11 protein-coding genes are annotated in these 12,117 nt (G+C 67.1%); 3 read left to right on the forward strand and 8 right to left on the reverse strand.

Translation table 11 applies throughout. The features are described from left to right. Window positions 1-14 precede the first annotated feature (14 nt). The 6 genes from N5J29_RS17280 to N5J29_RS17305 form a co-directional block, all read right to left on the reverse strand. Window positions 15-1,313 carry a glycosyltransferase family 4 protein gene (locus tag N5J29_RS17280; protein ID WP_239519823.1) on the reverse strand — a complete coding sequence of 433 codons (1,299 nt, stop codon included), beginning with the start codon at window positions 1,311-1,313 and terminating at the stop codon, window positions 15-17. 8 nt (window positions 1,314-1,321) lie between these two features. Continuing rightward, window positions 1,322-2,494 (reverse strand): cystathionine gamma-synthase, encoded by a 1,173-nt coding sequence (locus N5J29_RS17285; protein WP_065175355.1) that lies wholly within the window; start codon window positions 2,492-2,494, stop codon window positions 1,322-1,324. Between the two features lie 123 nt (window positions 2,495-2,617). Beyond that, window positions 2,618-3,988 carry a pyridoxal-phosphate dependent enzyme gene (locus N5J29_RS17290; protein WP_053516986.1) on the reverse strand — a complete coding sequence of 457 codons (1,371 nt, stop codon included), beginning with the start codon at window positions 3,986-3,988 and terminating at the stop codon, window positions 2,618-2,620. Between the two features lie 304 nt (window positions 3,989-4,292). Beyond that, window positions 4,293-4,529 carry a YdcH family protein gene (locus N5J29_RS17295; RefSeq protein WP_053516987.1) on the reverse strand — a complete coding sequence of 79 codons (237 nt, stop codon included), beginning with the start codon at window positions 4,527-4,529 and terminating at the stop codon, window positions 4,293-4,295. A gap of 324 nt (window positions 4,530-4,853) precedes the next feature. After that, a complete protein-coding gene (locus N5J29_RS17300; protein WP_053516988.1) occupies window positions 4,854-5,738 on the reverse strand; it encodes an OmpA family protein in 885 nt (294 codons plus the stop codon). After that, window positions 5,735-6,100 (reverse strand): DUF4398 domain-containing protein, encoded by a 366-nt coding sequence (locus N5J29_RS17305; protein WP_053516990.1) that lies wholly within the window; start codon window positions 6,098-6,100, stop codon window positions 5,735-5,737. The genes N5J29_RS17300 and N5J29_RS17305 overlap by 4 nt, the downstream gene beginning before the upstream one ends. A gap of 121 nt (window positions 6,101-6,221) precedes the next feature. On the opposite strand from N5J29_RS17305, the gene N5J29_RS17310 reads away from it, so the two are divergent. The 3 genes from N5J29_RS17310 to N5J29_RS17320 all read left to right on the forward strand — a co-directional run bounded on the left by N5J29_RS17310 (window position 6,222) and on the right by N5J29_RS17320 (window position 10,241). Continuing rightward, window positions 6,222-7,349: a PilT/PilU family type 4a pilus ATPase gene (locus N5J29_RS17310; protein ID WP_053516991.1), complete on the forward strand. Its 1,128-nt coding sequence runs from the start codon at window positions 6,222-6,224 to the stop codon at window positions 7,347-7,349. A gap of 131 nt (window positions 7,350-7,480) precedes the next feature. Beyond that, window positions 7,481-8,764, forward strand: a complete 1,284-nt coding sequence (locus N5J29_RS17315; RefSeq protein ID WP_164152889.1) for a putative DNA modification/repair radical SAM protein — start codon at window positions 7,481-7,483, stop codon at window positions 8,762-8,764. Then, entirely contained in the window at window positions 8,745-10,241 is a 1,497-nt protein-coding gene (locus N5J29_RS17320; protein ID WP_164152888.1) for a UdgX family uracil-DNA binding protein, read from the forward strand. The genes N5J29_RS17315 and N5J29_RS17320 overlap by 20 nt, the downstream gene beginning before the upstream one ends. Before the next feature lie 32 nt (window positions 10,242-10,273). On the opposite strand, the gene maiA is transcribed toward N5J29_RS17320, so the two are convergent. Further along, window positions 10,274-10,942, reverse strand: coding sequence for a maleylacetoacetate isomerase (gene maiA, locus N5J29_RS17325; RefSeq protein WP_164152887.1), 669 nt, complete (start codon window positions 10,940-10,942; stop codon window positions 10,274-10,276). Between the two features lie 14 nt (window positions 10,943-10,956). Then, window positions 10,957-11,946 (reverse strand): fumarylacetoacetate hydrolase family protein, encoded by a 990-nt coding sequence (locus N5J29_RS17330; protein ID WP_164152886.1) that lies wholly within the window; start codon window positions 11,944-11,946, stop codon window positions 10,957-10,959. Between the last annotated feature and the right edge of the window lie 171 nt (window positions 11,947-12,117).

A 12,117-nucleotide genomic window follows, 5' to 3' on the forward strand; every position in this document is an offset into this window, starting at 1 on the left:
GGTGGTTCTTGGGTTCATCGGTCGTGTCGTTCCAAAGACTGCAATCGAGCGCGCATGGCCGTTGCGGCGGCCTGCAGGCTCATGGTTTCCAGGATGTCGCTGCGTGCCTGCGCGCCGATCTGCTGCGCCAGGCCCGGTTCACGGGCGAGCCGGCGCATCCACGCTGCCGCGGCCTGCACGTCGGCCTCGGCCCAGGTGCCGCCATCGGCGAAGGGATACTCCCCCGGGCGGATCGGCACCGTGCGGAACGGCACCAGGCAGCTGTTGCCCTCGTTCATGAAATCGAGATTGCCCGACCAGGCGGTGGCGATCACCGGCTTGCCACGGGCCATGCTCTCGGCCAGTCCGAGCCCCAGCCCTTCCGCGCGGTGCAGCGAGACATAGGCATCGGCAGTTTCCTGCAATGCGTGCAGCTGCGCATCGTCGAGCACCTGGTCGCGTACCAGGATGCGCGGATCGCCGGCAGCCTGCTGCATCAGCTCGCGCAGCCGCTGCGGATGGCGGAAGCCGTTGCTGCACTTCATCACCAGCTGCACGTTGTCCGGTGCGCCATCGAAGGCCGCGCGGAACGCCGCCAGCACCGCCCACGGATTCTTGCGGTGGATCGACGAATTGAAGTCGAAGCTGCACAGGAACACGAAGGCGTCGTCGTCCAGGCCGAAGCTGGACCGGGACAGATCCGCGCCGGGCTGCGGCACGATCGGATGCGGAATGCGCACCACCGGCTTGCCGGTCGCGCGCCGGAAGGCATCCTCGACGAAGCGGGTGGAGACCCAGACTTCGTCGACCTGCTCCAGCGTTCGCTGCCATGCGGCCGGCACGGTATCCAGTTCCCAGAACCAGAACGCGATGGTGTAGGTATCGCGCGGCAGGCGGGGCGCCAGTTCACCGAACAGGTCCGGATTCACGAATACCAGGTTGAATGGATACGGCGCGCCCCGTCCAAGCTGGCCGGACAGGCTGTGGTCATTGCACGCGTGCGGGATGCGGAGGGCGGCATCGTTCACCGCAACCGGATATCCCTCACCCAGCAGGGCACGGGCATACATCCGTGCCGCCTGCCCCAGGCCGAACTGGCCGTGGATGTAGCCGTACAGATTGACGCCCGGCCCCAGGGTGGGATCGGTCGGCGGGAAGACCAGCGCTTCACCGCGCGCGTCGCCAGCGGCCGGTGCGGGCAGCGCGGGGAAACGCGCCTGCTCCAGTCCGCGGGCAAGCCACCAACGGCGCAGCCCGCCCAGGCGGGCGCGCAGGGCGTGGACGATGCGACGTGGCGCCCGCGTCCCTCCCCGGCTTTCGTCGTTGCTGGCCATGGTGCGGCTCAACCCAGCGCCCGTTCCAGGTCCAACTGCAGGTCGCCCAGGTCTTCCACCCCCACGCTCAGGCGCACCAGCGCATCGCTGATGCCCAGCTGCTCGCGGCGCGCGACCGGGATCGACGCATGGGTCATCACGGCAGGATGGTTGACCAGGCTCTCCACGCCGCCGAGCGATTCGGCCAGGGTGAACAGCTCGGTCTTCTCGCAGAAGCGCTTGGCCGCCTCGAAACCGCCCTTGAGGACGATCGAGACGATGCCGCCGTAGCCGCCCATCTGGCGGGTCGCCAGGTCGTGCTGCGGGTGCGAGGCCAGGCCGGGGTAGATCACCTTGTCCACCGCCGGGTGCTTTTCCAGCCATTGGGCCAGGGCCAGCGCATTGGCGCAGTGCGCCTTCATGCGCAGCGGCAGGGTCTTCAGGCCACGCAGGGCCAGGAAGCTGTCGAACGGCCCCTGCACGCCCCCCACCGAGTTCTGCAGGAACGCCATCTGCTCGGCCAGTTCGGCGTTGTCGCCGACCACGACCATGCCGCCGACCATGTCCGAATGCCCGTTGAGGTACTTCGTGGCCGAGTGCAGGACCAGGTCCGCACCCAGTTCCAGCGGACGCTGCAGCATCGGTGAGGCGAATGTGTTGTCCACCACCACGATCAGGCCGTGGCGCTTGGCGATGGCGGCGACCGCGGCGATGTCCACGATCTTCAGCATCGGGTTGGTCGGGGTTTCGATCCACACCATGCGCGTGGCCGGCGTGATCGCAGCCTCGAACGCGGCCAGGTCGGTCAGATCGACGAAGCTGAAGTCCAGCCCGGCGGTACGACGGCGCACGCGCTCGAACAGGCGGAAGCTGCCGCCGTAGATGTCATCCATCGCCACCACGTGGCTGCCGGCGTCCAGCAGTTCGATCACGGTCGAGCTGGCGGCCATGCCGGAAGCAAAGGCGAAACCGCGGGTTCCCCCCTCCAGCGAGGCGACGCAGCGCTCATAGGCAAAGCGGGTCGGATTGTGCGTACGCGAGTATTCGAAGCCCTGGTGCTCGCCCGGGCTGGACTGCGCATAGGTCGAGGTGGCGTAGATCGGCGGCATCACCGCGCCGGTGCTCGGATCGGGCGACTGGCCGCCGTGGATGGCCAGGGTGGCCAGGGCGAGCGCGCGATCCTGGGAAGAAGCGTTGGACATGTTGATTCCTGATGGGCACCGGTGGACGGTGCCGTCGAAGGAGCGGAAGTCTATCAGCGCGGCCTTAACAACCTTTGACGCGAATAAACGTGAATTCAGCTGCGATCGTCTGCGATCTTCGCGTTACTGAACGCGACGCCGCAGGTAGTTGAGCAGATCGATCCGGGTGATCAGGCCGAGGAAGGCATTGCCGTCCATGACGATCGCCACCTGGCCACGGTCGAACACGGGCAGCAGCGCTTCGATCGGCGACTTCACGTCCAGCCGGTCCAGCTTGCTGACCATGGCCGTGGCCACCGGATCCCGGAAGCGCGCCTCGTCGCCGTAGACATGCAGCAGTACGTCGCTTTCATCGACGATGCCGACCAGCTGGTCGCCCTCCATCACCGGCAGCTGCGAGACGTCGTACAGCTTCATCCGCTGGTAGGCGGTGGTCAACAGATCATTCGGGCCGATCACGACGGTGTCGCGCTGGCCGTACGGGCGCAGGATCAGGTCGCGCAGGTCGCCGTGCTGCGGGCGCTCGAGGAAGCCGTTGTCCAGCATCCAGTAGTCGTTGTACATCTTCGACAGGTACTTGTTGCCGGTGTCGCACACCAGCACCAGCACCTTCTTCGGCGTGGTCTGCTCGCGGCAGTACTTCAGTGCGGCGGCGAGCAGGGTACCCGTGGAGGAGCCACCGAGGATGCCTTCCTTGCCCAGCAGTTCGCGTGCGGTGTGGAAGCTCTCAGCGTCGCTGATGGCATAGGCCTTGGTGACACGGCTGAAATCGGAGATCGAGGGCAGGAAATCCTCGCCGATGCCTTCCACCAGCCAGCTGCCCGACTTGTCATTGAGCACGCCATCGTTGATGTACTCGGCCAGGATCGACCCGACCGGGTCGGCCAGCACCAGCTCGGTCTTCGGCGACAGCGTGGCGAAGGCGCGCGACAGGCCGGTCATGGTGCCCGAGCTGCCGCAGCCGAACACGATGGCGTCCAGATCGCCGCCCATCTGCTCCAGGATCTCCGGGCCGGTGCCGAATTCGTGGGCGGCCGGATTGTCGGGGTTGCCGAACTGGTTGATGAAGTAGGCGCCCGGCGTCTGCTCGGCGATGGTCTTTGCCAGATCCTGGTAGTACTCCGGGTGGCCCTTGGCCACGTCCGACCGGGTCAGACGCACTTCAGCGCCCATCGCCTTCAGATTGAAGATCTTTTCCCGGCTCATCTTGTCGGGAACGACCAGGATCAACTTGTAGCCCTTCTGCTGGGCGACCAGGGCCAGGCCCAGTCCGGTGTTGCCCGCGGTGCCCTCGACCAGCGTCGCGCCCGGCTTCAGGTCCCCGCGCTTCTCCGCTGCCTCGATCATCGACAGGCCGATGCGATCCTTGATCGATCCACCCGGGTTGGCGTTCTCGAGCTTCAGATAGAGCTCGCAGACACCGGTGTCCAGGCGCTGGGCCTTGACGATCGGGGTCTGGCCAATGAGTTCGAGGACGGAAGAATGGATGGGCATTCGCAGGACTTTCGGTTCGCGCCACACAGGGCCGGACAGATGATTATCCGACGGATGGCGCTGAAAGTCAGGTCAGTCCGGGCATGGGCGCGACGCTGCCGGAAAAGGGATGCGGACGGCCCCGGATCGACGAGGAGACCGGTACCGTCCGCATCGATGAGACAGGGACGTGCGGGCCAAGGCACCACCGCCTGTGGTGCCTTGGCGCGGCCGCCGTCATCGGCGGTACCGCGACGCCAGGGCGCGAGCGCCTGGCCGGGCCTTCTGTGGCCGGATCACGCCGTTCCGGGCGTGACGAGGTGCGTCACAGCGTGGCGGACGTCGTTGGGAGCGGTGTTTCGTACATTCGCAGAAGTCGTTGCTTGGCCAGCAGCTTCTCACGCTTCATGCGACCCAGGGTGACATCATCGATCGGGAGTACACCCAACTCCGCGTCCATGCACTTCTTGTTCAACTTGCGGTGCTGGTCATGGAGTGCCCTGAACTCCGGATCACGCGCGCGACGTGCGTCGATCTCGCTCTGGGGCTGATCTTCAAACATGATGGACCTCCTTCGACAGATACGCGAACGCCCCGGCCGCAAGGCACGGGGCGTTGTTCATGGAGGAGCGCCGTTCGATGGCTGCATGGGTGCGCACAACGACCTGCGGCACTGGCCTGCGCACGTCGGTCTGCTGCGGTTCGCGCCCTGCTTGCATCGGCCCGGCCCTCCCATCGTCCGGTCCGCGGCATTGCGTCCCGGACGATTGACCCTACGCCTGCTCCGGGCGGGGTACAAGACCCCTGCGACAAAAAGACCGAACCCCGCCGGGGCGGGGTTCAGGCTGAATGCTCAACGCAACGAAAAACAAACAATATCAATCAATTACGGGGCGATGATGACCTCGGCCGAGCGCGCCCGGGTCGACGCCGCCTTCTTGCCGCTGATCTGGATGCGGTTGCTGGCGACACCGCCCGCCACCAGTGCATCACGCAGGGCCTCGGCGCGCTTCTGCCCGACGCCGTTGGCGCTGTCGTAGGCCTCGATGCGCAGCCGGCCCTTCTTGCCGATGTTCAGGTACTCGGCCAACGCCTTGGCCTGGTTGCGCGCCCCGGCGGACAGACTGGAGCCGCCCGCTCCGAAAGCATCACCGGCGAAGGTGAAGACCTCGCCGCGTCCGTCGAACTTCGAGCCCGGCAGCTTCTGCCCGGACACCAGCTCGGCCTCCTCGCGGGCCAGTTTCGCCGCATTCTGCTGGGCCGCGCTCAATCGCTGCTGCTGCTTGCCGGCCACGCTGGTCAGGGCGTTCTCGGCGTCCTGTCGCGCCAGCGTCTCGGCCTCGGCAGCCTGACGCAGGCGTTCAGCTTCCTCGGCCTGCATCTGCGCCTGCATGCGCAGCTGTTCGGCCTCCTGGCGGGCGCGGGCGGCATCGCGGCGGCTCGCCTCGATCAGCAGGTCACTGCGGGTCCGCTCGAGCCGATCGACCTCACGGGCGGCCAGGGCCGCGCGTACGGCGGTCTCGGCGATCTCGACCCGGCGCTGGGCCAGGTAGGTCGCCAACTCCTGGTCGCGGCGCTTGGCCTTGTCCAGGGTGGCAATGGCCTGCTGGGCCTGCATGCGCTCGAAGGCGCCCAGTTCGGCGGTGTCCGGATTGGCCTGGATGGCCATCAGGCGCTGGCTCAGCTGGGCCACCACGGGGTTGTCGGCCGCCAGGGCAAGGGTCGGCAGAGCCAGCAGTACGGCCAGGGTTGCGGCGTTCACGGGTTTCACCGGCGGTCCTCCCCGGTCGAGAGCTGGCGCTGCAGCTGGTTGACCTCGTTGCGGCGCAGCTGCAGCTGCGCGGTGGCAGTGGCCTCCTCGCTGCGGGCGCGGGCCAGGTCGGCATCGGCCGCCGCGCGCAGGGCCATGGCCGGGGCGTTCTTGCGTTCGCGGCGATCGCCAGCGGCGCGCTGCGCCTGCTCCAGGCCCTGCCGGGCCAGATCGATCAGGTCCGGGGCGTACTGGTCGGCATCGGCCTGGGTGGCCTTGTCCACCGCCTGCCGGGCCTGGGCCAGTTCCAGCGCACCGTCCTGCGCCCAGGCGGGGGCAGACAGTGCGAATGCAAACGCCATCACATACAGGCCGTGGCGCATTCGTGCGAAGCTAGGTCGTTTCATTGGGGAGGCCGTACCGGTTGTCGGTTCACGGCCATTGTCGTCAAGCCAGCGCCGTGCTTGCAACGGGCGCCGGCAGTTTCGTTGGGGAAAATTCGCGATGGATATCGGCTACTTCCTGAAGCTGATGACCGAAAAGAACGCCTCGGACATGTTCCTGACCACCGGAGCACCGGTCTACATCAAGATCGAGGGGAAGCTTTACCCGCTGGGCAACACCGGCCTGCCGCCCGGCATGGTCAAGAAGATCGCCTATTCGCTGATGGACGAGGGCCAGGTGCCGCAGTTCGAGCGCGAGCTGGAGCTCAACATGGCCATCGCCCTGGCCGATGCCGGCCGTTTCCGGGTGAACGTGTTCAAGCAGCGGGGCGAGGTCGGCATGGTCATCCGCGCCATCCGCAGCCGGATCCCGAGCATCGAGGAGCTGAACCTGCCGCAGGTGCTGAAGGACGTCATCATGACCCCGCGCGGGCTGGTGCTGGTGGTGGGGTCCACCGGTTCCGGCAAATCGACCTCGCTGGCGTCGATGATCGACCATCGCAACAGCACCACGACCGGACACATCCTCACCATCGAGGATCCGATCGAGTACCTGCACAAGCACAAGATGTCCATCGTCAACCAGCGTGAAGTGGGGCTGGACACCCATGCCTTCCACAATGCGCTGAAGAACGCGATGCGCGAGGCACCGGACGTCATCCTGATCGGCGAGATCCTGGATGCCGAGACGATGGAAGCGGCCATCGCCTTCGCCGAGACCGGCCATCTGTGCCTGGCCACGCTGCATTCCAACAATGCCGACCAGACCATCGAGCGGATCCTCAACTTCTTCCCGGAAAGCGCGCACAAGAACGTGCTGATGAACCTGGCGCTGAACCTGCGTGCGGTGATCAGCCAGCGCCTGGTGAAGAACAAGGACGGCCGCCGTCTTCCAGCCACCGAGGTGCTGATCAACACCCCGATGATCCGCGACCTGCTGCGACGCGGCCAGGTGCACGAGATCAAGGCCGCGATGGAAGCCTCGCTGGAAGAAGGCATGGAGAGCTTCGACCAATGCCTGTTCCGGCTCGCCAAGTCTGGCGTGATCGAGCAGGAGGAAGCCTTGCGCGCTGCCGATTCGCGCGACGGCCTGGCGCTGAAGTTCCGCCTCTCCGAAGGCAGCAGCGGCGAGCACGACCCGTACGCCGACTATTCAGCAGGCCAGCCGAGCATCACCCACGGCTTCTGATCCACCCCCGCCGGGCCATGCCCGGCGGGGGTGCCAGTGCATCGGTAGCGCCGGGCCATGCCCGGCGGCAGATCCTGAAGAGTTCAGGGGCTGTCTCACCCAATGAGACAGCCCCTGCGTAGCGTGCCGCCATGGACACCCTCCGCAAGCTGGCCATTCTTGCCGACGCCGCCAAATACGACGCCTCCTGTGCTTCCAGCGGGTCCGGCAAGCGCGACTCCCGGACCAGCGGTGGCATCGGCAGCACCGAGGGCATGGGCATCTGCCACAGCTACACGCCGGACGGCCGCTGCGTGTCCCTGTTGAAGATCCTGCTCACCAACTTCTGCGTCTACGACTGTGCGTACTGCATCAACCGCGTCTCCAGCAACGTGCCACGCGCGCGTTTCAGTGTGGATGAGGTGGTCGCGCTGACCCTGGATTTCTACAAGCGCAACTACATCGAGGGCCTGTTCCTTTCCAGCGGAATCATCCGCAATGCGGATTACACGATGGAGCGCCTGGTGGAAGTCGCCCGCCGGCTGCGCGAGGAACATCGCTTCGCCGGCTACATCCACCTCAAGACCATTCCCGAAGCATCGCCGGAACTGCTGGCAGCGGCCGGCCGGCACGCCGACCGTCTCTCGATCAATGTCGAACTGCCCACCGAGGCCGGATTGACGAAACTGGCTCCGGAGAAGACCGTCGGCTCGATCCGCGGCGCCATGGGCGAGCTGCGCTGGCGCATCGAGGAGGCCAAGGAGGCCGGCAAGGCATCGCGCGCGATCACCGCGGGCGCGCCGCGCCGGACGCGAGCGAAAGCCCCGCGCTTCGCACCGGCGGGGCAGAGCACGCAGATGATCGTCGGTGCCGATGGCGCCAGCGACAGGCAGATCCTCTGCAGTGCCGACAATCTGTACGGAAGTTACCGGATGCGCCGCGTCTACTACTCGGCCTTCAGCCCCATTCCCGACGCCAGTCTGCAGTTGCCGGTACAGCCGCCGCCTCTGCAGCGCGAGCATCGGCTGTACCAGGCGGACTGGCTGCTGCGCTTCTATGGCTACGGCGTGGAAGAGATCACCGACACCGCGCAGGGGGGCATGCTGGATCTGGACATCGATCCGAAGATGGCCTGGGCGATCCGCCATCCCGAGCGCTTCCCGGTCGACCTCAATCGTGCGCCGAAGGAACTGCTGCTGCGGGTTCCCGGGCTCGGCGTACGCAATGTGAAACGCGTGTTGATGGCGCGCCGCCATGGCCGGCTGCGGGTGGCGGACATTGCGAGGCTGAAGGCACCGATGGGCAAGCTGCTGCCGTTCGTGCTGCTGGCTGACCACCAGCCACGCAAGGCGCTGGAGGATCCTGTGGCATTGCGTGCGCGTTTGGCGCCGCCGCCCCGCCAGGGATCGCCGTTCGATGCACCGCCGGCGGCCTGACGCCCAGCGCTGGTCGCTGCGGGTCGATCCCCCGTGGTCGCTCGATGCCTGGCGGGGTGCAGCGCGCGAAGCGCTGCTGCGCGGACTGTCGCCCGAGCAGCTGGACTGGTTGGAAAGCAGCGCCGGGTCGTTGCTGGATGCTCCTGCAGCGACCCAGGCCCCGCTTCTGGAAACGCCCTCCGTGCCACATGTGCCGAGTGCGTTCCTTGAGCTGGCCTCCACCTGCCTGTGCCATGCCGATGCGCAGCCGATGCCACTGCTGTACCGGCTGCTGTGGCGGATCGTGCACGGCGAGCGCGCGCTGCTCTCCAATCCAACCGACGCCGATGTGCTGCGCGCGATGACGATGGCGCAGGCGGTCCGCCGCGACACGCACAAGATGAAGGCGTTCGTGCGCTTCCGCGAGATCCCCGGCGAGCAGGATGCCTTCATCGCATGGTTCGAGCCGCAGCATCGGATCGTCGACCGGGTCGCGGCGTTCTTCGCACGCCGCTTCGCTGGCATGCGCTGGGCCATCCTCACCCCCTACCGGAGCGTGCACTGGGATGGCCAGGCGCTGTCCTTCGGCGCTGGCGGGCACCGCGAGCAGGCGCCGGCGGAGGACGCACGCGAGACGCTCTGGCAGACCTACTACGCAAGCATCTTCAATCCCGCACGCCTCAACACGCGGATGATGCAGCAGGAGATGCCTGCCCGGTACTGGCGGCACCTGCCCGAGGCGCAGCTGCTGCCCGGGCTGATCCGCGATGCTGGCGACCGCGTGCAGGCCATGCACGATCGCCCGGCGCAGCCACCCCAGCGGCGGATTCCATCGCGGCAGGCGACATCCCCGGTCCCCTCACCCTCCAGTGATCTGGCTACCCTGCAGCGCCAGGCAGCGGGCTGCCGGCAGTGCCCCCTGTGGGAGTCCACCACGCAGGTGGTGTTCGGTGAAGGGCCTGGCGATGCACGGGTGATGCTGGTCGGCGAACAGCCGGGCGACACCGAGGACCTGTGCGGACGCCCCTTCGCGGGACCTGCCGGCGCGCTGCTGGACCGTGCCCTCTCCGAGCTGGGTATCGCCCGCTCCACGCTGTACCTGACCAACGCAGTGAAGCATTTCCACCACGAGAGGCGCGGCAAGGTGCGCCTGCACAAACGTCCGCAGGGCCGCCATGTGCAGGCCTGCCGTCCGTGGCTGCTCGGCGAGATCGAGCGGGTGCGGCCGGAGATCATCGTGTGCCTGGGCGCAACGGCGGCGTCGGCGGTGTTCGGCAGCCATTTCAGCCTGACGCGTGATCGCGCCCGTTGGCACACCCTGCCGGATGGCACCCGTGGCTCTGCCACGGTGCATCCCGCATGGGTGTTGCGGCAGGCCGACGAGGTCCGTCGAGAAGACGCCTACCGGCTGTTCCGCGATGACCTGCGGCAGTTGCTCATCGGGGATGCGGAATCCACAGGGCGTCGCCCCGCGCTGCCACCAACCAGCGAGGGGTAGCGCCGGACCATGCCCGGCGATCGCAGCGGCAATCAGGCCGCGTCGACCTGGTTTTCGGGGCGCGCACGCTCGAATGCGTCCAGCGCCTGGCAGGCGGCTTCGATGCGGCGCAGGGTCGGATACGGCGACAGATCCAGACCAAAGCGATGTGCGTTGTACACCTGTGGCAGCAGGCAGATGTCGGCCAGGCCGGGCCGGTCGCCATGGCAGAAGGTGCCGGTGTCGCTGCTCCCGGCCAGCAGGGTTTCCAGGGCCGCAAAGCCTTCGGCGATCCACTGCAGCGTCCACTGGGTGCGGACCTCGGCGGACAGGTGCAGGCCGCGTTCCAGATGCTGCATCACCCGCAGGTTGTTCAGCGGATGGATGTCGCAGGCGACCAGCTGCGCCAGCGCACGCACGCGGGCGCGGCCGGCCGCATCGGCCGGCAGCAGCGGCGTCTGCGGAAAACGTTCGTCCAGATACTCCAGGATCGCCAGCGACTGGGTCAGCACCTGCCCATCGTGCAGCAGGGTCGGCACCCGCTCCTGCGGATTGAGGGCGCGATAGGCTTCGCCGTGCTGTTCACCACCGTCACGCAGCAGATGAACCGGTCGCGCCTCCCAGCGCAGGCCCTTCAGCTCCAGGCCGATGCGCACGCGGTAGGCGGCGCTGGATCGCCAGTAGGTGTACAGCACGATGCCGTCGTCGACCGGGATTTCCATCGCCGCCTCCATCCTCAGGGCCTGGCCGCCTGCTCGATGCGCTGCTCGATCGCACCGAAGATGCTGTTGCCGGCGGCGTCGAACATTTCAATCCGCACCACGTCGCCGAACGACATGAACGGTGTGCTCGGCTTGCCGTCGCGCAGGGTTTCCACGGTGCGCTGCTCGGCAAAGCACGACGCGCCCTTGCTGGTGTCCTCGTTGGCGATGGTGCCGGAGCCGACGATGGTCGCCGCGCCGAGCGGCCGGGTCCTGGCCGCATGCGCCACCAGCTGGGCGAAGTTGAACTGCATGTCCACGCCTGCCTCTGGCGCACCGAACCACGCACCATTGATGTGGGTGACCAGCGGCAGGTGCACCTTGTTGTCCTGCCAGGCGTCACCCAGTTCGTCAGGGGTGACGAACACCGGCGACAGTGCCGAGCGCGGCTTGGACTGCAGGAAGCCGAAGCCCTTGGCCAGCTCACCCGGAATCAGGTTGCGCAGCGAAACGTCGTTGACCAGACCCACCAGCTGGATGTGGCCGGCGGCCTGCTCCGGGGTGACCGCCATCGGCACGTCGTCGGTGATGACCACCAGTTCGGCCTCCAGATCGATGCCGTACTCCTCGCTGACCACCTTCACCGCGTCGCGCGGGCCGTAGAAACCGGCACTGGTGGCCTGGTACATCAGCGGGTCGGTGTAGAAGCTTTCCGGAACCTCGGCCCCGCGGGCGCGGCGGACGCGCTCGACGTGCGGCAGGTAGGCGCTGCCATCGACGAATTCATAGGCGCGCGGCAGGGGCGCCGCCAGCGTCTGCGGGTCCAGGTCGAACACGCCATCGGCGTCACCGGCGTTCAGTGATTCGTAGAGCGCGTTCAGGCGCGGTGCGACACGGCTCCAGTCCTCCAGGGCCTGCTGCAGGGTGGCCGCGATGCCGGTGGCGCGGACGCCGTGGCGCAGATCACGCGAGACGACGATCAGGGTGCCGTCGCGGCCGCCTTCCTTCAAAGAACCAAGCTTCATGGGTGGGTGTCCGGAGTCATGGGCAAACAAGTTTCAAGTGTAATCAAATATGGGGCGGCGCCAAGCTGCAGCGCCGCATCGCTCCACCCTACCGTAGCGGGGGTCAGGCAGGGCTGCGCCCTGCACCCGCAGAGGCCGAAGCCACGTCAACGTCAACGTCAAAAGCGGGCT

This window comes from Stenotrophomonas sp. GD03680, assembly GCF_029844625.1.
Taxonomy (GTDB): domain Bacteria; phylum Pseudomonadota; class Gammaproteobacteria; order Xanthomonadales; family Xanthomonadaceae; genus Stenotrophomonas; species Stenotrophomonas maltophilia_P.